At 61.7% G+C, this 20,393-nt stretch carries 12 protein-coding genes and 1 other RNA gene; 9 read left to right on the top strand and 4 right to left on the bottom strand.

Translation table 11 applies throughout. From position 1 onward, the window contains the following. Nucleotides 1–13: 13 nt before the first annotated feature. From xdhC to xdhA, 3 genes are all read right to left on the bottom strand, one after another. A complete protein-coding gene (gene xdhC / locus J5M57_RS23380) occupies nt 14–871 on the bottom strand; it encodes a xanthine dehydrogenase accessory protein XdhC (RefSeq protein ID WP_064586773.1) in 858 nt (285 codons plus the stop codon). Between the two features lie 117 nt (nt 872–988). Beyond that, nucleotides 989–3,388 carry a xanthine dehydrogenase molybdopterin binding subunit gene (xdhB, locus tag J5M57_RS23385; RefSeq protein ID WP_207849564.1) on the bottom strand — a complete coding sequence of 800 codons (2,400 nt, stop codon included), beginning with the start codon at nt 3,386–3,388 and terminating at the stop codon, nt 989–991. Next, nucleotides 3,381–4,835, bottom strand: a complete 1,455-nt coding sequence (gene xdhA / locus J5M57_RS23390) for a xanthine dehydrogenase small subunit (protein WP_083366476.1) — start codon at nt 4,833–4,835, stop codon at nt 3,381–3,383. The genes xdhB and xdhA overlap by 8 nt, the downstream gene beginning before the upstream one ends. 267 nt (nt 4,836–5,102) lie before the next feature. Here xdhA and J5M57_RS23395 point away from each other — a divergent pair, with 267 nt between their 5' ends. From J5M57_RS23395 to J5M57_RS23425, 7 genes are all read left to right on the top strand, one after another. Next, nucleotides 5,103–5,762 carry a GntR family transcriptional regulator gene (locus J5M57_RS23395; RefSeq protein WP_083366475.1) on the top strand — a complete coding sequence of 220 codons (660 nt, stop codon included), beginning with the start codon at nt 5,103–5,105 and terminating at the stop codon, nt 5,760–5,762. A gap of 2 nt (nt 5,763–5,764) precedes the next feature. After that, the gene (gene smc / locus J5M57_RS23400; protein ID WP_207849565.1) at nt 5,765–9,253 is read left to right on the top strand and encodes a chromosome segregation protein SMC; all 3,489 of its coding nucleotides are present in this window, start codon (nt 5,765–5,767) and stop codon (nt 9,251–9,253) included. 259 nt (nt 9,254–9,512) lie between these two features. Beyond that, complete coding sequence (gene zipA / locus J5M57_RS23405; protein WP_064586778.1) at nt 9,513–10,376, top strand: cell division protein ZipA; 864 nt, start codon at nt 9,513–9,515, stop codon at nt 10,374–10,376. 226 nt (nt 10,377–10,602) lie between these two features. After that, nucleotides 10,603–12,960 (top strand): NAD-dependent DNA ligase LigA, encoded by a 2,358-nt coding sequence (gene ligA / locus J5M57_RS23410; protein WP_207849566.1) that lies wholly within the window; start codon nt 10,603–10,605, stop codon nt 12,958–12,960. Nucleotides 12,961–13,208: 248 nt separating this feature from the next. Next, nucleotides 13,209–14,372 carry a putative zinc-binding peptidase gene (locus J5M57_RS23415; protein WP_083366472.1) on the top strand — a complete coding sequence of 388 codons (1,164 nt, stop codon included), beginning with the start codon at nt 13,209–13,211 and terminating at the stop codon, nt 14,370–14,372. A 134-nt stretch (nt 14,373–14,506) separates the two neighbouring features. Continuing rightward, nucleotides 14,507–14,603, top strand: an RNA gene (gene ffs / locus J5M57_RS23420) — signal recognition particle sRNA small type. A 229-nt stretch (nt 14,604–14,832) separates the two neighbouring features. Further along, entirely contained in the window at nt 14,833–16,782 is a 1,950-nt protein-coding gene (locus J5M57_RS23425; protein WP_207849567.1) for a hypothetical protein, read from the top strand. 113 nt (nt 16,783–16,895) lie between these two features. Here the strand turns inward: J5M57_RS23425 and J5M57_RS23430 are convergent, their stop codons facing one another. Next, nucleotides 16,896–17,645: a transporter substrate-binding domain-containing protein gene (locus J5M57_RS23430; RefSeq protein WP_207849568.1), complete on the bottom strand. Its 750-nt coding sequence runs from the start codon at nt 17,643–17,645 to the stop codon at nt 16,896–16,898. Between the two features lie 145 nt (nt 17,646–17,790). Between J5M57_RS23430 and dnaX the strand changes: the two genes are divergently transcribed. Next, entirely contained in the window at nt 17,791–19,890 is a 2,100-nt protein-coding gene (dnaX, locus tag J5M57_RS23435; protein WP_207849569.1) for a DNA polymerase III subunit gamma/tau, read from the top strand. Nucleotides 19,891–19,957: 67 nt separating this feature from the next. Then, nucleotides 19,958–20,296: a YbaB/EbfC family nucleoid-associated protein gene (locus J5M57_RS23440; protein WP_003223337.1), complete on the top strand. Its 339-nt coding sequence runs from the start codon at nt 19,958–19,960 to the stop codon at nt 20,294–20,296. Nucleotides 20,297–20,393 lie beyond the last annotated feature (97 nt).

Genomic DNA, 20,393 nt, shown 5'->3' on the forward strand with positions numbered 1-20,393 from the left:
GAGGGTTCTCTAATCAGTTTGAGGCTTTGAGTTTGGCGGCCTGACTGCGGCGGGAAACCGGCAGCAGTTTGGCAATCGGTTCGGCGCTGGCGCTGTGCTGGCCGAAATTGGCGTTATAGGTGGCGATGATTTCGCCGGCGATGGAAATGGCGATTTCCACAGGCAGTTTGCCTTTGACTTCGCCGATGCCCATCGGGCAGCGCATGCGTTGCACGACGCTGGGGTCGAAACCGCGATCACGCAGGCGATGTTCGAACTTGGCCCGTTTGGTTTTCGAGCCGATCAGGCCGAACCAGGTGAAGTCGTTGCGCTTGAGGATCGCGGCAGTCAGCTCCAGGTCAAGTTGATGGTTGTGGGTCATGACGATGCAGTAGCTGCCGACGGGCAGGTCGTCGATTTCATCCACAGGCTCTTCGGCGACGATTTTACGGACACCGTGGGGAATCTGTTGGGGAAATTCTTCTTCCCGCGAATCGATCCAGCGCACCCGGCACGGCAGGCTGGCGAGCAACGGCACCAGCGCGCGACCAACGTGGCCGGCGCCGAACACCGCGATCTGCGCCTGCACCTGGCCCATCGGTTCGAACAGCAGCACCGTGGCGCCGCCGCAGCACTGGCCGAGGCTGGCGCCGAGGCTGAAGCGCTCCAGATGGGTGTCCTGCTTGCCGCTGGCGAGCATCTCGCGAGCAATCTGCATGGCTTTGTATTCCAGATGCCCGCCACCGATGGTGTCGAAGGTCTGTTTCGCGCTGACGACCATTTTCGAGCCGGCATTACGCGGGGTCGAGCCGAGTTCTTCGATGATCGTCACCAGAACACAGGGTTCGCCCTGGTTCTGCAGGTCGGCGAGGGCGTCGATCCAGTTGTACATATGTCACCCCTACAACATCGTTGTCTGTTCGGGCCTCTTCGCGAGCAGGCTCACTCCCACATTTGGAATGCGTTCCCCTGTAGGAGCGAGCCTGCTCGCGAAAGCCGCGCCTCGGTCCTAGAGCGGAGCCAATTCGGTTTCAGCCTCGACCGCTTTCACAGTCTTGAGCTGACGCATCTGCTCGCACCCCCACAACACCCGCTCCGGGGTCGCCGGCGCGTCGATCTGCGGCTGATGCCGGTAGTCACCGAGGCTCGCCACCGCATCCTTGATCGCACACCACGCGGCAATCCCGAGCATGAACGGCGGCTCACCGACCGCCTTGGAATGGAACACCGTGTCTTCCGGGTTCTTGCGGTTTTCCACCAGCTTCACCCGCAAATCCAGCGGCATGTCCGCCACGGCCGGGATCTTGTAGCTGGCCGGGCCGTTGGTCATCAGCTTGCCCTTGTTGTTCCAGACCAGCTCTTCCATGGTCAGCCAGCCCATGCCCTGGACGAAACCGCCCTCGACCTGACCGATGTCGATCGCCGGGTTCAGCGAGGCGCCGACGTCGTGGAGGATGTCGGTGCGCAGCATCTTGTACTCGCCGGTGAGGGTGTCGACGATCACTTCACAGCACGCCGCGCCGAAGGCGAAGTAGTAGAACGGCCGACCACGGGCCTGGCTGCGGTCGTAGTAGATTTTCGGGGTCTTGTAGAAGCCGGTGCTCGACAGCGAGACCTGATTGAAATACGCCAGCTGGATCAGCGCTTCGAAGGTCATGATGTGGTCACGCACGCGCACGTGGCCGTTGTGGAATTCCACGTCTTCTTCGCTGACCTTGTAGTGCCGCGCGGCGAACTCCACCAGACGCTGCTTGATGATTTCGGCAGCGTTCTGCGCGGCCTTGCCGTTGAGGTCGGCACCGCTGGACGCGGCAGTCGGCGAAGTGTTTGGCACCTTGTCGGTGTTGGTCGCGGTGATCTGCACCCGGTCCATTTCCACCTGGAATACTTCGGCCACCACCTGCGCGACCTTGGTGTTCAGGCCTTGGCCCATTTCCGTGCCGCCGTGGTTCAAGTGGATGCTGCCGTCGGTGTAGACGTGGATCAGCGCGCCGGCCTGGTTGAGGAAGCTGGCGGTGAAGGAAATGCCGAATTTCACCGGGGTCAGCGCCAGGCCTTTTTTCAGGATCGGGCTGTTGGCGTTGTAGCGACGGATCGCTTCGCGGCGCTCGGCGTACTGGCTGCTTTCTTCCAGTTCGGCGGTCATTTCCTCGAGCATGTTGTGCTCGACGGTCTGGTAGTAGTGGGTGACGTTGCGCTCGGTCTTGCCGTAGTAGTTGGCCTTGCGCACGGTCAGCGGATCGAGGTTGAGGTGACGGGCAATCGCGTCCATCACTTCTTCGATCGCGACCATCCCTTGCGGGCCGCCGAAACCCCGGTAGGCGGTGTTCGATGCGGTGTTGGTCTTGCAGCGGTGACCATTGATCGTCGCGTCGCCGAGGTAGTACGAGTTGTCCGAGTGGAACATCGCCCGGTCAACGATCGACGCCGACAGGTCCGGCGAGCAGCCGCAGTTGCCGGCCAGGTCCATGTTGATGCCGTGCAGGCGTCCGGTGCTGTCGAAGCCGACGTCGTACTCGACGTAGAACGGGTGACGCTTGCCGGTCATCAGCATGTCTTCGACCCGTGGCAGGCGCATCTTGGTCGGCTGCCCGGTGAGGTGGGCGATCACCGCGCACAGGCACGCCGGGCTGGCGGCCTGGGTTTCCTTGCCGCCGAAACCACCGCCCATGCGGCGCATGTCGACGACGATCTTGTTCATCGACACGTCGAGTACTTCGGCCACCAGTTTTTGCACTTCGGTGGGGTTCTGTGTCGAGCAGTAGACGATCATCCCGCCGTCTTCGGTGGGCATCACCGAGGAGATCTGCGTTTCGAGGTAGAAGTGTTCCTGGCCGCCGATGTGCAGCGTGCCTTGAATACGGTGTTCGGCGGTCGCCAGCGCGGAAACCGAGTCGCCGCGCTGATGGGTGTGGCTGTCGAGCACGAAGTGGCGTTTGCGCAGGGCTTCGACCACATCCAGCACCGGCTCCAGATCTTCGTATTCGATGATCGCGGCCATCGCCGCTTTGCGTGCGGTTTCCAGGTCCTTGGCCGCCACGGCCAGCACCGGTTGGCCGACGAACTGCACGTCATCGATGGCCAGCAGCGGATCGCCCGGCAGCAGCGGGCCGATGTCTTTCAGGCCCGGCACGTCTTCGTGGGTGATGGCAATGCGCACGCCTTCGAAGGCGTAGCAGGGCTTGGTGTCGATGCTGATGATTTTCGCGTGGGCGCGGTCCGACAGCCGTGCGTAAACGTGCAGCTGATTGGGGAATTCCAGGCGATCATCGATGTACTGCGCTTCACCGGACACATGCTTGGCGGCGCTGTCGTGCTTGACGCTGCGGCCGACACCGGTGGTCAGGTCCTTGGCGAACAGTTCAGCCAGTTCGGCCTGGGTCTTCTCTACGGCGTGATGATTAGACATAAGCGGTCACCCGAGTCTCGATGTGCGGTGTTTGCAGTTCGATGAAGTATTTGCGCAGCAGGTTCTGCGCACTGAGCAGGCGATATTCCTTGCTGGCGCGGAAGTCCGAGAGCGGCGTGAAGTCGTCGGCCAGTGCGGCGCAGGCGCGTTCGATCACGGCGTTGTTGAACGGCTGACCGAGCAGCACGGCTTCGCAGTGGGCGGCGCGTTTCGGGATCGCGGCCATGCCGCCGAAAGCCATGCGGGCGTCGGTGATCACACCGTTTTCCACACGCAGATTGAACGCGGCGCACACGGCGGAGATGTCGTCGTCCAGGCGCTTGGAGACCTTGTAGGCGCGGAAACGCTGTTCGGCCGTGGCACGCGGAACGATGATCTTCTCGATGAACTCGCTTTCCTGACGCGCGGTGACCTTGTAATCGATGAAGTAATCTTCCAGGTTCAGCGTGCGCCGGGTTTCACCCTTGCACAACACCACCTGCGCGCCGAGGGCGATCAGCAGCGGAGGCGAGTCACCGATTGGCGAGGCGTTGCCGATGTTGCCGCCGAGGGTGCCCTGGTTGCGGATCTGCAGCGAGGCGAAGCGGTGCAGCAGCTCGCCGAAGTCCGGGTACTCGGCGGTGAGCGCTTCGTAACAGTCGGAGAGGGCGGTGGCGGCGCCGATTTCGAGGCGGTCTTCGAAGGTTTCGATGCGCTTCATTTCGGCGACGTTGCCGACGTAGATCATCACCGGCAGGGTGCGGTGGAACTGGGTGACTTCCAGCGCCAGGTCGGTGCCGCCGGCCAGCAGCCGGGCCTGTGGGTAAGCGTCGTAGAGATCGGCCAGGTCGGCCACGGTCAGCGGCACCAGGCAGCGTTTATCGCCACTGTTGAGTTCGCCGATATCGGTCGGGGCAATGGCTTTGAGGCGGGCGATGGTCTCGGCTTCGCGGGCATCGAACTGATCCGGCTGCCTGGCGCAGCAGGATTGCTCGGCGGCGGCGAGGATCGGCCGGTAGCCGGTGCAACGGCAGAGGTTGCCGGCCAGCGCTTCGTGGGCCTTGGCCTGATCCGGTGCATCGCTGTTCTTTTGCAGGGCGAACAGCGACATGACGAAGCCGGGGGTGCAGAAGCCGCACTGCGAGCCGTGGCACTCGACCATGGCTTTCTGCACGCTGTGCAGTTCACCCTGGTGCTTGAGGTCTTCGACGCTGATCAGTTGTTTGCCGTGCAGCGACGAAACAAAGGTCAGGCACGAGTTGAGGCTGCGATAGCGAATGTGTTCGCGGCCGTCGGCATCCGTCTGCAACTCGCCGACCACCACGGTGCAGGCACCACAGTCGCCGCTGGCGCAGCCTTCTTTGGTGCCGGATTTGCCCACATGTTCGCGCAGGTAATTGAGCACGGTCAGATTCGGGTCCAGGGCGTGCTCGCTACGGAGTTCCTGGTTAAGTAAAAACTGGATCACGGAAGGCCTCGCAGACTCATTATTGTTGTTAACCGACTTCAACCGAATTTAGCAGGTCTGACTTTTCGGTCAATGGTTTTCTGACTTAAAGGTCAGGAAAAGCGGTTTTGTCGATTAACGCGTGCTCTATTGAGTATTGACCCTGAGCGGATCCACTGCTTTTTTGCTTGAATCGTGCCAAAAACCGCCGTGCGGGCACTCCGCCATGACCCCGCATTTGCGCTACACTGCGCCGCTTGTGCAGATCGAAGAGTTTGAAGGACAACCATGACGTTCAAGGCGCCGGACAGCCTCGCCGAGCAAATTGCTCACCACCTCGCCGAACGCATCATTCGCGGCGAAATGAAGCCGGGAGAGCGCATTCAGGAACAGAAGGTCACGCTGGCCCTCAATGTCAGCCGCGGATCGGTCCGCGAAGCCCTGCTGATCCTCGAACGCCGCCACCTGATCGCGATCCTGCCGCGACGTGGCGCCCATGTCACCGAACTCACCGCCCACAAGGTGCAGAGCCTGTGCACGCTGATGAGCGAGCTGTACATCCTGCTCGGCAATGCGGTCGCCAATGGCTGGCAGACCCAGGCCGACATGGCGCCGTTCGTGCAGATCCAGCAGCGCCTGAGCGCCAGCTACGAGCGGCAGGACATCCGCACCTTCGTCGACGACAGCTTCGCCGTGATGCGCGCCGCGTACCCGTTCGCCAACAACCCTTACCTGCAAGAGACCGTCGAGAACCTGCAGCCGGCCATGAGCCGCGCCTACTTCCTCGCCCTCGAACAGCGCAAGGCCGAAATGAGCGAGTTCCTCGAACTGTTCGAACGCCTGCTGGCCGCTGTGCTTGCCCGTGATTTGCCGCAGATCCGCATCGTGCTGACGGCTTACGCCCAGCGCAGCTGCGATCTGGTGGTCTCCGCCCTGACGGTTGCCTGAGCGTGCGGCTGAAGTGCATCAAACTGGCGGGGTTCAAATCCTTCGTCGATCCGACCACGGTGAACTTCCCCAGTAACATGGCGGCGGTCGTCGGGCCGAACGGTTGCGGCAAGTCGAACATCATCGACGCCGTACGCTGGGTGATGGGCGAAAGTTCGGCGAAGAATCTCCGTGGCGAGTCGATGACCGACGTCATCTTCAACGGCTCGACCAGCCGCAAACCGGTGAGCCAGGCGAGCATCGAGCTGGTGTTCGACAACTCCGACGGCACCCTGGTCGGCGAATACGCGGCATATGCCGAGATCTCCATTCGGCGCAAAGTCACCCGCGACAGCCAGAACAGCTATTTCCTCAACGGCGCCAAATGCCGCCGTCGCGACATCACCGATATCTTCCTCGGCACCGGCCTCGGCCCGCGCAGCTACTCGATCATCGAGCAGGGGATGATCTCCAAGCTGATCGAAGCCAAGCCCGAAGACCTGCGCAACTTCATCGAAGAAGCGGCGGGCATCTCCAAGTACAAGGAGCGTCGGCGCGAGACCGAAAACCGCATTCGCCGCACCCACGAAAACCTCGCGCGTCTGACCGACTTGCGTGAAGAGCTCGAACGCCAGCTTGAGCGCCTGCACCGGCAAGCCGAATCCGCGAAGAAATATCAGGAATACAAAGCCGAAGAGCGTCAGCTCAAGGCACAACTGTCGGCCCTGCGCTGGCAGGACTTGAACGATCAGGTCGGCCAGCGCGAGTCGATCATCGGCAACCAGGAAGTCAGTTTCGAGGCGCTGGTCGCCGAGCAGCGCAATGCCGACGCGGCCATCGAGCGCCTGCGCGACGGGCACCATGAACTGTCGGAACGCTTCAATCTGGTGCAAGGGCGCTTCTATTCGGTCGGCGGCGACATCGCCCGGGTCGAGCAGAGCATCCAGCACGGCCAGCAACGCTTGCGTCAGTTGCAGGATGACCTGAAAGAAGCCGAACGCGCGCGCCTGGAAACCGAATCGCACCTGGGCCACGACCGCACGCTGCTGCTGACCCTTGGCGAAGAGCTGGACATGCTCACCCCCGAGCAGGAGGTCACCAGCGCCGCCGCCGAAGAAGCTGCCGCTGCGCTGGAGGACTCCGAAAGCGTCATGCACGGCTGGCAGGAGCAGTGGGACGCCTTCAACCTGACCGCCGCCGAACCACGGCGTCAGGCCGAAGTGCAGCAGTCGCGCATCCAGCAACTGGAAACCAGCATGGAGCGTCTGGCCGATCGGCAAAAGCGTCTCGCCGAAGAGCGTGACTTGCTCTCCGCCGATCCGGAAGACGCCGCGATCATGGCGCTCAACGAGCAGCTCGCCGAGTCCGAAGCGACCCTTGAAGATTTGCAGACCAGCGAAGAAGCGCAGGTCGAAAAACTTGAACAATTGCGTCAGGAATTGCAGCAGGCGCTGACCGCGCAACAACAGGCGCAGGGCGATTTGCAGCGGCTCAACGGTCGTCTGGCGTCGCTGGAAGCCTTGCAGCAAGCCGCGCTCGATCCGGGCACCGGCACCGCTGAATGGCTGAAAGAACACAACCTCGCCGAACGTCCGCGACTGGCCGAAGGCCTGAAGGTCGAGGCGGGTTGGGAGCTGGCGGTGGAAACCGTGCTCGGCGCCGATCTGCAAGCGGTGCTGGTCGACGATTTCAGCGGCTTCGATCTGTCCGGGTTCACTCAAGGTGATCTGCGCCTGCTCAGCCCCGCCGGCGATGGCGTGCGGGTGGCGGGCAGCCTGCTGGATAAGGTCGAGGCGCAGATCGATCTGTCGCCATGGCTCGGCCAGGTCAAACCGGTCGACAGCCTGGAGCAGGCGCTGGCCCTGCGCGGCCAGTTGAGCGCCGGGCAGAGCCTGATCAGCCGCGATGGTTACTGGGTCGGTCGGCACTTTCTGCGAGTGCGTCGCGCCAGTGAAGCCGAGAGCGGCATGCTCGCCCGGGGCCAGGAAATCGAGACGCTGCAGGCTGAACGCGAAGAGCGCGAAGCCACCGTCGAAGCCATGGAAACCCGTTTGCAGACCTTGCGTGCGCAACAGCGTCAGCAGGAAAACGGCCGTGAGCATTTGCGTCGCTTGCTGCAAGACGAAGCGCGTGCGCAAGGTGAATTGAAAGCCCAGTTGTCCGCCGGCAAAGCCAAGGCTGAACAACTGACGCTGCGCCGCACGCGTCTTGACGAAGAGCTGGTCGAACTCGGCGAACAACGCGAGCTCGAGCACGAACAGGTCGGCGAAGCGCGCATGCAATTGCAAGAAGCGCTCGACGCTATGGCGCTGGACACCGAGCAGCGCGAGTTGCTGCTGGCGCAGCGCGACAGCCTGCGCGAACGCCTCGACCGCGTGCGGCAGGAGGCCCGTCAGCACAAGGATCACGCTCATCAACTGGCCGTGCGTCTTGGCTCGTTGCGCGCGCAGCATGACTCCACGCGTCAGGCGCTGGAACGTCTGGAAATGCAGGCCGAGCGCCTCACCGAAAAACGCGAACAGTTGAGTCTGAATCTGGAGGAGGGCGAGGCGCCGCTGGAAGAGCTGCGCCTGAAACTCGAAGAGCTGCTCGACAAACGCATGACGGTCGACGAAGAACTGAAGACCGCGCAAATCGCGCTGGAAGACGCTGACCGCGAATTGCGCGAGGCGGAAAAACGCCGGACTCAGGCCGAGCAGCAATCGCAACTGATCCGTGGCCAGCTCGAACAGCAGCGCATGGAATGGCAAGCGCTGACCGTGCGGCGCAAGGCGTTGCAGGATCAACTGCTCGAAGACGGCTACGATCTCAATGGCGTGCTCGCGACCCTGACCCCCGAGGCCAGTGAACGCGCCGCCGAAGAAGAACTCGAACGCATCAATGCGCGGATTCAACGCCTGGGCGCGATCAACCTCGCGGCCATCGATGAGTACACGCAACAATCCGAGCGTAAACGTTATCTGGATGCGCAGGACGCCGATCTGGTCGAAGCCCTGGAGACCCTGGAAAACGTCATTCGCAAGATCGACAAGGAAACCCGTAACCGCTTCAAAGATACCTTTGATCAGATCAATGGCGGATTACAGGCACTTTTCCCGAAAGTTTTCGGTGGAGGCAGCGCCTATTTGGAACTGACGGGCGAAGATCTACTCGATACAGGGGTGACGATCATGGCGCGGCCGCCAGGAAAGAAGAACAGCACCATCCATTTGCTCTCTGGCGGGGAAAAAGCCCTGACCGCGCTGGCACTGGTGTTTGCGATCTTCAAATTGAATCCGGCGCCGTTCTGCATGCTCGATGAAGTTGACGCGCCACTGGATGACGCTAACGTTGGACGCTACGCACGATTGGTTAAAGAGATGTCGCAGACCGTGCAGTTCATCTATATCACCCACAACAAGATCGCCATGGAAATGGCCGATCAACTGATGGGCGTGACGATGCACGAGCCGGGTTGTTCGCGATTGGTTGCAGTGGATGTCGAGGAGGCGATGGCGATGGTGGACGCCTGAGCCTGCGTGGTGTCGGAAGGGTATTAATGGTCTGTAGGACTTTTTTACCGACTTCGACTTGCTGGCCAATCGACATATTCGCGCGAGCTAATGTGACAGACGGTGTAAAGTTGCCTTTGGTCGTGCTAGTTTAATGTCAATTTTTCGTATACGTGGGCAAAACGCCTGTCAGAACATAGAGTTGGCGCCACGTTTTAAAGCGGTTTGCACAATGTAAACCCCTTATTTTTCAGCATTTTTTATAGAGGCACGGGATTACATGGAAATCGGTCTGCGCGAGTGGCTGATCGTCATCGGCATCATTGTGATAGCCGGTATTCTTTTCGATGGCTGGCGCCGTATGCGCGGCGGCAAGGGAAAACTGAAATTCCGCCTTGACCGAAGTCTGTCCAACCTGCCGGACGAGGACACCAGCGCTGAGCTGTTGGGCCCGGCCCGCGTGCTGGATACGCATAAAGAGCCGCAACTGGACGAACACGATCTGCCGTCGGTGAGCATGCCGGCCCGCGAAGCACGCGAGCCTCGCGAATCCGGCTCGAAACGTGGCAAGCGTGGGAACACTGGTCCGGCGCAGGGCGACCTGAACCTCGACCTAGATCTGGACAGCGGCCCGAGCTTCAGCAGCCGAGACGACGATTTCGTTGAAGACAGCAAGCCTTCGCCGGCTGTGGCCGACAAGGATCAGCCGCAAGCCGAAGAAGTTCTGGTGATCAGCGTGATCTGCCGCGACGCCGCCGGCTTCAAAGGCCCGGCACTGCTGCAGAACATTCTCGAAAGCGGTCTGCGTTTTGGCGAGATGGATATTTTCCACCGCCACGAAAGCATGGCCGGCAACGGTGAAGTGCTGTTCTCCATGGCCAACGCGGTCAAGCCGGGCATTTTCGATCTGGACGACATCGACCATTTCAGCACCCCGGCGGTGAGCTTCTTCCTCGGCCTGCCAGGCCCGCGTCATCCGAAGCAGGCCTTCGACGTGATGGTGGCGGCAGCGCGCAAGCTGTCCCAGGAACTGAACGGCGAGCTGAAAGACGACCAGCGCAGCGTGCTGACCGCGCAGACTATCGAGCACTACCGTCAGCGCATCGTCGAATTCGAACGCCGCGCCCTGACCCAGAAGCGCTAAAGGCCAGAGCGCAGTTGTGGCGAGGGAGCTTGCTCCCGCTCGGTGGCGAAGCCGCCGTAAATCCTGCAACCGGGTTGTGCCTGATGCAACATGGTGGAGGGTATTGGGGCTGCTTCGCAGCCCAGCGGGAGCAAGCTCCCTCGCCACAATGTCCATAGCCTTGAGCTATTGTGATTTAGAAGATTGAGCAGCCTCGGCTGCTCTTTTGCTTTATGAGAGAACACCCATGACCGCCGCCAAAAACCGCATTCTAGAGCTGCGCGCTGAACTCGATCAGCACAACTACCGTTATCACGTCCTCGACGAGCCGAGCATTCCGGACGCCGAGTACGACCGGTTGTTCCACGAGCTCAAGGCACTGGAAGCGGCCAACCCGGAACTGATCACCAGCGACTCACCGACCCAGCGCGTCGGCAGCGTGGCGCTGACCGCGTTCACTCAGGTGCGTCACGAAGTGCCGATGCTCAGCCTCGGCAACGCCTTCGAAGAAACCGACATGCGCGAGTTCGACCGCCGGGTGACCGAAGGGCTGGATCTGCCGGCCGGTGATTTGTTCGGCGGCGGCGCAGCGGTGGAATACAGCTGCGAGCCGAAGCTCGATGGCCTGGCGGTCAGCCTGTTGTATCAGGACGGCGTGCTGGTGCGCGGCGCCACCCGTGGCGACGGCACCACCGGCGAAGACATCAGCGTCAACGTGCGCACCGTGCGCAACATTCCGCTGAAGCTGCACGGCACCGGATGGCCGGCGACCCTGGAAGTGCGCGGTGAAGTGTTCATGTCCAAGGCCGGTTTCGAACGCCTCAACGCCTCGCAACTGGAAGTCGGCGGCAAGACCTTCGCCAACCCGCGCAACGCCGCGGCGGGCAGCCTGCGCCAGCTGGATTCGAAGATCACCGCCAACCGCCCGCTGGAATTCTGCTGCTACGGCATCGGTCAGGTCTCTCACGATATTTCCGACACCCACATCGGCAACCTCAAGCAATTGCAGAAGTGGGGCATGCCGATCAGCCATGAGTTGAAACTGGCCAAAGGCATCGGCGAGTGCCTGGATTACTACCGCGACATCGGCGAGCGGCGTAACTCGCTGGCCTACGAAATCGACGGCGTGGTATTCAAGGTCAACAGCATCGCCGATCAGCGCGAGCTGGGCTTCCGTGCCCGCGAACCGCGCTGGGCCATCGCGCACAAATTCCCGGCCATGGAAGAACTCACCGAGCTGCTCGACGTGGAATTCCAGGTCGGTCGTACCGGTGCCGTCACGCCAGTGGCGCGCTTGAAGCCGGTCAAAGTCGCTGGCGTCACTGTGGCCAACGCCACCCTGCACAACATGGATGAAGTCGCACGCCTGGGCCTGATGATCGGCGACACCGTGATCATCCGCCGCGCCGGTGACGTGATTCCGCAGGTGGTGCAAGTGGTCACCGAGCGTCGTCCTGACGACGCTCGCCCTGTGCATATTCCAGAGAACTGCCCGGTCTGCGGCTCCCACGTCGAGCGTACGCAACTGGTCAAGCGCAGTAAGGGCAAGGAAACCATCAGCGAAGGTGCGGTGTATCGCTGCGTCGGGCGTCTGGCCTGCGGTGCGCAACTGAAACAGGCGATCATTCACTTCGTGTCGCGCCGGGCGATGGACATTGAAGGCCTCGGCGACAAGAGCGTCGAGCAACTGGTCGATGAAGGTCTGGTCAGTTCGCCGGCGGATCTGTATGCGCTGAAGTTCGACGACATCGTCGATCTGGAAGGCTTCGCCGAAGTGTCCAGCAACAAGCTGCTGGCGGCGATTGAAGACAGCAAACAGCCGGGGTTGGCGCGGTTCATTTATGCGCTGGGCATTCCCGATGTTGGCGAGGAGACGGCCAAGGTCCTGGCGCGCTCGCTGGGTTCGCTGGAGCGCGTGCAGCAGGCGCTGCCGCAAGTGCTGACCTATCTGCCGGACATCGGCCTGGAAGTGGCGCACGAGATTCACAGCTTCTTTGAAGATGCGCACAACCAGCAGGTGATCACTGCTTTGCTGGGCCATGGTCTGCAGATTCAGGATCAGGGCGAGCTGGGTGCCGAATTTGCGGCGAGCACTACGCTTGGTGGTCTGCTCGACAAACTGCACATCCCCTCGGTCGGCCCGGGTGGGGCGCAGAAGCTGGCGGACAAATTCGGCTCGCTGGAAGCGGTGATGAATGCCGACTGGCTGGACATGCGTCAGGCGCTGCCGGAGAAGCAGGCCAATTCGGTGCGTGAGTTCTTTGCTTCGCCAGAGCACCGGCAGATCGCTGAATCCGCCGAGAAACAACTGCGTGATTTCGGCATGCACTGGCTGAGCGAAAAGAAAGTCGTCGAAGGCCTGCCGCTGTCCGGCGAGACCTGGGTGCTGACCGGCAAGGTTGAGCTGATGAGCCGTGATGTCGCCAAGGAACATCTGGAAAGCCTTGGCGCCAAAGTCGCCGGCTCGGTCTCGGCGAAAACCCATTGTGTGGTAGCAGGCCCGGGTGCTGGCTCGAAACTCACCAAAGCCAATGAGCTGGGGGTGAAAGTGATGGACGAAGAAGCGTTTATTGCTTTCCTCAACACCCACGGTATTTCTGCCTGAGACCTTTTTGGTCGGCAGTCTGCATTTGTGGTGAGGGAGCTTGCTCCCGCTCGGCGACGAAGTCGTCGCAAAACCATTATCCTCGGTATTTCAGGGTAAATGAGGTCGCATGGTTTTGGGGCTGCTTCGCAGCCCAGCGGGAGCAAGCTCCCTCGCCACATCAGCAGTGTCACTAAGCAGCACTTTGTTCGGGAACATTGTTGTCTTAAGAATGATCTAGTCTTGGCAAGCCCCAGGGAGAGATCGCCATGTACCGCTTTTTCGAGCAGCTCAGTTCTCGCATCGTCGCGCCGTTCATGGGCGAGTCTTCGCGCAACAGTAAAATCTGGCCGTGCCGCTGCGGCCAATCGTTGTTCTTTCGCAACAGTCAGTGCCTGGCCTGCAACGCTGCGCTGGGCTACCAGCCTGAAGAAAGTCGCATCACGTCATTGTCTCCCGGTTCAGAGGAGGGCACCTGGACGCTGGATGCCGATCCCGGTGCAGGACTGTTTCGCCGCTGTGCCAACCTCGACACCGCCGCCGCCTGCAACTGGCTGCTTCCCGCCAATGTCGATGATGCGTTGTGCGTCGCCTGCAGTCTCAATCGCACCATTCCTGACCTGTCGGTAGCGGAAAACCCCGAACGCTGGCGCAAGGTCGAAATCGCCAAACGGCGCCTCATCGCTCAATTGATCACCCTCGGCCTGCCGGTCATCCCGAAAACCGTGGATGAAGACACCGGGCTGGCCTTCGATTTCATCGGTGTCGACCTCGAAGGCAATGCGCCGATGACCGGCCACGCCAACGGCCTGATCACCCTCGACATCAAAGAAGCCGACGATGCCCACCGCGAGCAGGTAAGGGCGCAGATGCACGAACCCTATCGCACACTGCTCGGGCATTTCCGGCATGAGGTCGGGCATTATTACTGGGATCGCCTGATCGCCAACGGCCCGTGGCTCGAAGCCTTCCGCAACCTGTTCGGCGACGAGCGTGCCAGTTACGCCGAAGCGCTTGATCGCCACTACCAGCAGGGCGCACCACTGGACTGGCCGCAACACTACGTCAGCGCCTACGCGACCATGCATCCGTGGGAAGACTGGGCCGAAACCTGGGCGCATTACCTGCACATGATGGACGCGGTGGACACCGCACTGGGCTTTGGCATGAGTGCGCGGGAAATGGATTTCGACTACCAGCCGTTTCCCCCCAGCACCCTGTATGACCCGCAGCACCCCGGCGGCGCGGCATTCCTGTCGTTCGTCAACGCGTGGATTGAACTGGCGGGCATGCTCAACGAATTGTCACGCAGCATGGGCCAGCCGGATTTCTACCCGTTCGTGCTGCCGGCGGCGGCAATTGCCAAGCTGCACTTCATCCATCTGGTGATCCAGCAGGCGGGCGGTCGAGCGGACGAAGTCTTGAGCCTGTAGCAGCTGCCGCAGGCTGCGATCTTTATGTCCTTGAAGCCATTCATATTTTTAATCTGAAACCAACGGTTGTAACTTCGCTTCAGATAGGTACAATGGCGCGGCTCGCCGACAGGTGAGTGTCGTTATGGTGACCCCATCGGTCCCCCCGCAACGATTACCCGTGAACCTGGTCAGATCCGGAAGGAAGCAGCCACAGCGGGAACATTGTGTGCCGGGGTGTGGCTGGTGGGGTTACCACCTTAACGAACATCGAGCGCTTCAACAGAACTGCATGGGTTTCGCCCACTGCGGTTTTTTTATGTCTGCGATTTGAGCTTTCACCACAGCCCCTGTGGGAGCGAGCTTGCTCGCGAAGGCTGCATCCCCAATGCCTGTTCGGCCATCGTTGCGCAACAGTGGCATACTCCACCGTCTTGCTGCGCGCGTCGTTGACAAGTTCGCGCCCTGGCTACGAGGTTGTATGCACCCGGAACATCACGATTTATCCACCGCCGTTTACTTGCCTGTAACGGATGAAACCTGCGCGAGCCTGTTGCAGCCCGAGGGCGCGACGACCCTTGGCGAGCTGACGGATGCGCAACTGGCCGCAGTGCTGGTCATCCAGAATCTGGCCCAAGCCGCCGAAAAGGATCTCACCGCCGCCGCGGCGGAGAAGGTCCTGGCACGGCTGATCGCGTGGGCGGTCGATGGCCGGACAGGGTTGTTGTCCGAGGCGCAGCGACTGTTCGATCCGCGCCAGTTGTATTTCGGGCTGAATGCTCTGCGGCGGCTGAACCTGCGATTGCTGTTGGCCGAAGAAGTCGCGGCGCAGGATTACCTGCTGCCCGATGGCAAATGGGATGACGAATTCAAGACGCGCCACCACGCCGTGAATAATCCGTTCAGCCAACAGATGATCAGCCCCATCCAGCGCGAGCGCTGGCTAAGCCCGGCACAAGACAAACTGGTCAGGACCTTCCGCGCCAATCTGGACGAAGACCTGCACGTGCAAGGCTACGCCGGGATCGGCAAGAGCCATCTGCTGGGGGCTCTGACCGAGTGCCTGGAGCCCAGGAAAACCCTGCTGCTGGCGCGTACGCCGGAAAAGCTGGCAACGTTGAGTCAGCGCATGGGCATCACCGGTGATCGCAAGCCCGGCATCACTTTCGAAGCGTTCGCGCGCGGGCTGATCCACGGCCGCAGGCCGCAGACGACAGCGACTGCCGCCCGGCTGGCGAGCAAACAGAGCGTGGCGCAGGCGCTGAATATCCTCGGTTTTCGCGGCCATGATGCGCAACGGACCTTCAACGTCTGCCTGGAAACCCTCGAGCGCTATTGTCAGTCCCGGGATTACAGCCTGAGCGCCCAGCATCTGCCGTATTTCCAACTGTCATTGTCCAGCCTTGAGTCCAAGGTGCTGCTGGAATATTCCAGTCGCGTCTGGAGTTATCTCGAGGCCAACCCGGCCTGGGGCCGACAGAGCGGCTTCGAAGCCTTGTTGTTGATCAAGCGGGCGAGCCTGGCCGGCTGCGTGGTGCCGCCTCGTTACACCCATGTGCTGATTGACGAGAGCCAGGACATTCCGGCCTCGCTGCTGCAGATCATCGAGCGCGGTCGCCAGGTGCTGATCACCCTGGGCGATGAGTACCAGCACGCCAGCCGCGATCTGGTGAAAAGAAAGCGCGAGGTGCGCCAGAGCGATATCACCTATTCGGTGCGCTCCGGGCGTAACGTCGAGCGCCTGGTCAATCCGCTGATTTCCCGGCACTCGGAAAAGACCAAGGTGCCCTTCGAAGGTGCGAGTGAGGCGGACGTCGGGATCGAGTTTTATCCACAAGGCTTTGTGCCGCCCGAAGGTTGCGTGGTGCTGACCGCATCGCCGTGGGACACGATGATGTGGGCCATGCAATTGCACGACGCCAACTGCCTGTTCAGCTTTCCCGACATGAAAGCGCAGCGCGACCTCGAACATTTCATGACCACCGCCATTGAGCTGTTCAAGGTCGATTATTACAGCGCCGAGCACAGCGAGAAGGGGCCGCACCGGTATTTCAGCGACTTGCCCGACTGGCAGCAGGTGCGCGCTGCCAATCGGTTCGACGAAGCGTTTCTGTGGGTCGAGGCCGAGCTGCAAAAAGGCTTCAAGGTCGCGGACCTGACCCGGCTGATCCGGATGATCGGCGCCCCCGGCAAGAGTTGCATGCTGATGCAGGCGCAGGAGGCGGGCGGCATGGAGTTCGACCGGGTGCTGCTGACGCCCGAGTTGCTGACCAACGTCAAGTTCAAGGATGCCTATGCGTTCGACGAGCGGATTTGCGCGGTGTACATCGCCATTTCCCGCGCCCGGCAGCAGCTTTTTTTGCCGTACGATGTGGTGGAGTGGATCGAGTTTCACGACTACCAGAAATTCCGCGAGTCGCACGGCTACTGAATACCCGGCAACCATCCCCCAGTAGGAGTGAGCCTGCTCGCGATAGCGTCATATCAGTCGGCATCAACGTTGACTGAACCAGCCCATCGCGAGCAGGCTCACTCCTGCAAGGGTTACGGGTTGTCTTCGGCGCTGCCGGTATACAACCGGATAATCTCATCAATCTCCCCCGACATTTTCATCCGCAGCATCGTGCGCAAGATCCGCTGCACCGGCACCTGCGGGTCATTCCTCACATAGCAGCCGACATGCTGCTCCTGCAACACGGTCACAGCGTGCAGTTGCTGCCCGGGCAGCAGGCGCTGGTTAAACCAGTCCAGGGTCCATTGATTGCTCACCGCGTAGCGATAGCGCCCGGCCAGCAGTTTTTCCAGCACTTGCTCCTGATTGCGCGCATCGTCGCGTTGCAGGTGATCGGCGTCGAACAGCGGTTGCAGGGTCGGGTAGGTGTAACCGAGCACGGTGCCGGCCGATTGGCGGGGCAGGCGGGCGGGATCGACGTGGGGCGGCTGAGCCTCGCGACTGATCAACAAATCGCGCTGGGACCACAACGGAATGCTCCAGATGTAATCCCCGGACTGATTCGGCAGCCACGATTGCGCGGCATAGCAGCGCACATCGACTTCGCCGCGCTCCATGGCGTTTTGTACCCGGGCGCGCGGCAGTACGTGAAATTCGGCCGGCACGCGGACTTGGGTCGCCAGGCTGAGCATCATGTCGTGAAGGATGCCTTGGGTCGGGCGGCCGCGATCCAGTTGCACCATCGGCATCGCCCAGCTGTCGGCCACGACGAAGCGCAGCGGCGGCTCGGCGGCCGCTACGTTCAGGCAAATTCCCAGTAACGCTCCCACGGCCCACCGCATAAACGCTCCGGTAATTCTCGATCCCGGGCCGATAAAAGCCTCTGGTCATGCAGCTTAGCCAGATTAGACGAGCACACCGGATGCAATTTTGCCCTTGCTCCGCTAGCATTAGCCGCTTCAGCTTCCTTCGTTGCGACGGTTTTCGATGAGTTATCAGGTTCTTGCACGTAAATGGCGTCCGCGCTCGTTCCGCGAAATGGTCGGCCAGACCCATGTGCTCAAGGCTCTGATCAATGCCTTGGACAGCCAGCGGCTGCACCACGCGTACCTGTTCACCGGTACCCGCGGGGTCGGTAAGACCACCATTGCGCGGATCATTGCCAAATGCCTGAACTGTGAGACAGGTATCACTTCCAGCCCGTGCGGCGAGTGTTCGGTATGCCGCGAGATCGACGAGGGCCGCTTCGTCGACCTGATCGAGATCGACGCCGCGAGCCGGACCAAGGTCGAAGACACCCGCGAACTGCTCGACAACGTGCAGTACGCCCCGAGCCGTGGGCGCTTCAAGGTCTATCTGATCGACGAAGTGCACATGCTCTCCAGCCATTCCTTCAATGCGCTGCTGAAAACCCTCGAAGAGCCGCCGCCGTACGTCAAGTTCATCCTGGCGACCACCGACCCGCAGAAACTTCCGGCAACGATTTTGTCGCGCTGCCTGCAGTTCTCCCTGAAGAACATGACGCCCGAGCGCGTGGTCGAGCACTTGACCCACGTTCTGACGGCCGAAAACGTGCCGTTCGAAGACGACGCGCTGTGGTTGCTCGGTCGCGCCGCTGACGGCTCGATGCGGGACGCCATGAGCCTGACCGACCAGGCCATCGCCTTCGGTGAAGGCAAGGTGCTGGCCGCCGACGTGCGGGCGATGCTCGGTACGCTGGATCACGGCCAGGTCTTTGACGTCCTGCATTCGTTGATCGAAGGCGATGCCAAGGCGTTGCTCGAGGCCGTGCGCCACCTGGCCGAGCAAGGCCCGGACTGGAACGGCGTGCTCTCGGAAATTCTCAACGTGCTGCACCGCGTGGCCATCGCCCAGGCGTTGCCGGAAGGTGTAGACAACGGTCATGGCGACCGGGATCGCGTTTTGGCACTGGCTCAGGCGCTGCCGGCCGAAGACGTGCAGTTCTATTATCAGATGGGCCTGATCGGTCGGCGCGATTTGCCGCTGGCGCCGGACCCCCGGGGTGGCTTCGAGATGGTCCTGCTGCGGATGCTGGCCTTCCGGCCGGCGGACACGGCGGACGCCCCGAGGCAACCGCTAAAGCCAGTGGGGATCAGCCAGGCCACAGTTGATTCCGCACACTCAGTGGCTGCCGCGCCGAAACCTGCGCCGGTAGTTGCTGCGGCTGTTGCGCCGACGCCTGCGCCTGCACCGGTTGCTGCCCCGGCCGCGGAGCCCGCGCCTGCCGTGGTCGCCGAGCCTGCACCCGCACCTGCAGCAGAGCCGCAGCCAGAACCCGAGCCTATCGTCGCCGAAGAGGTTGTCGACCTGCCGTGGAACGATCCGGTCGAACCCGAGCCCGAACCTGCGCAGCAGCCAGCCGTCGAACCGGTGCTGGAAACCGCCGGCGAGCAGCCCGAGTTGCCGCCGATGCCGCTGCCGACCCCGGACAGCGTGGTGCCGGACGCGCCGGAATGGGCCGCCGCGCCGATTCCCGAGCCGTCGGTGGCCGATGTCGATGCTGCCACACCGGGCATGGACCTGGACGACGAGCCGCCGCTGGACGAAGACTACATCGAGCCGGACCTGGATTCGGCCTACAGCTACCTCGACGACTTGGCCAGCGAACACACCGCCGAGCCGGCCCCGGAACCCGAGCCGGAACCTGCCGCCGCGCCGGCCACCGGTCTGGCGCTGCAGTGGCTGGAGCTGTTCCCGCAACTGCCGATTTCCGGCATGACCGGCAGCATCGCCGCCAACTGCACATTGATCGCGGTCGATGGCGACCATTGGCTGATGCACCTGGACCCGGCGCACAGCGCGCTGTTCAACGCCACGCAGCAGCGGCGCCTGAACGATGCGTTGAACCAGTTCCACGGTCGCACGCTGACCCTGACCATCGAGCTGATCAAGCCCGAACAGGAGACCCCGGCCCAGGCTGCGTCCCGCCGCCGGGCCAACCGTCAGCGCGAGGCGGAGGAATCGATCCACGGTGATCCGTTCATCCAGCAGATGGTCCAGCAGTTCGGTGCGGTCGTGCGACACGATACTATTGAACCTGTCGATGCCTTGGTCACCCAAGGCTAATAACTGAGGGCGTTCGGTGTTAAGCGCCGGGCGCTGTTTTGATCCAAGTACTTTTGAGGTGATTCCCATGATGAAAGGTGGCATGGCCGGCCTGATGAAGCAGGCGCAGCAGATGCAGGAAAAAATGGCCAAGATGCAGGAAGAACTGGCCAACGCCGAAGTCACCGGCAAAGCCGGTGGCGATATGGTCACCGTGGTGATGACCGGTCGTCACGACGTGAAAAGCGTCAGCATCGACCCAAGCCTGGTTGAAGGCCTGAGCGAAGACGACAAAGAAATGCTGGAAGCCGTGGTTGCTGCCGCCGTCAACGACGCCGTGCGCAAGATCGAAGCCAACAGCCAGGAAAAAATGGGCAGCATGACCGCCGGCATGAACCTGCCAGCGGGTATGAAACTGCCATTCTGATTCGCCATTGCGCGGCAGATGAGCGACACAAAATGCCAGGCATCGCGCCTGGCATTTTTGTTTCTGCTCGGCCATGTTCACTGTTCCCCTGTAGCGA

Source organism: Pseudomonas sp. 86_A, assembly GCF_017491705.1.
Taxonomy (GTDB): Bacteria; Pseudomonadota; Gammaproteobacteria; order Pseudomonadales; family Pseudomonadaceae; genus Aquipseudomonas; species Aquipseudomonas koreensis.

Coding starts and splice junctions, on each gene's coding strand:
- J5M57_RS23395 (WP_083366475.1), top strand. CDS start 5,103: ATGACGTTCAAGGCGCCGGACAGCCTCGCCGAGCAAATTGCTCACCAC.
- ligA (WP_207849566.1), top strand. CDS start 10,603: ATGACCGCCGCCAAAAACCGCATTCTAGAGCTGCGCGCTGAACTCGAT.
- J5M57_RS23440 (WP_003223337.1), top strand. CDS start 19,958: ATGATGAAAGGTGGCATGGCCGGCCTGATGAAGCAGGCGCAGCAGATG.
- J5M57_RS23430 (WP_207849568.1), bottom strand. CDS start 17,645: ATGCGGTGGGCCGTGGGAGCGTTACTGGGAATTTGCCTGAACGTAGCG.
- dnaX (WP_207849569.1), top strand. CDS start 17,791: ATGAGTTATCAGGTTCTTGCACGTAAATGGCGTCCGCGCTCGTTCCGC.
- xdhC (WP_064586773.1), bottom strand. CDS start 871: ATGTACAACTGGATCGACGCCCTCGCCGACCTGCAGAACCAGGGCGAA.
- J5M57_RS23415 (WP_083366472.1), top strand. CDS start 13,209: ATGTACCGCTTTTTCGAGCAGCTCAGTTCTCGCATCGTCGCGCCGTTC.
- J5M57_RS23425 (WP_207849567.1), top strand. CDS start 14,833: ATGCACCCGGAACATCACGATTTATCCACCGCCGTTTACTTGCCTGTA.
- zipA (WP_064586778.1), top strand. CDS start 9,513: ATGGAAATCGGTCTGCGCGAGTGGCTGATCGTCATCGGCATCATTGTG.
- xdhB (WP_207849564.1), bottom strand. CDS start 3,388: ATGTCTAATCATCACGCCGTAGAGAAGACCCAGGCCGAACTGGCTGAA.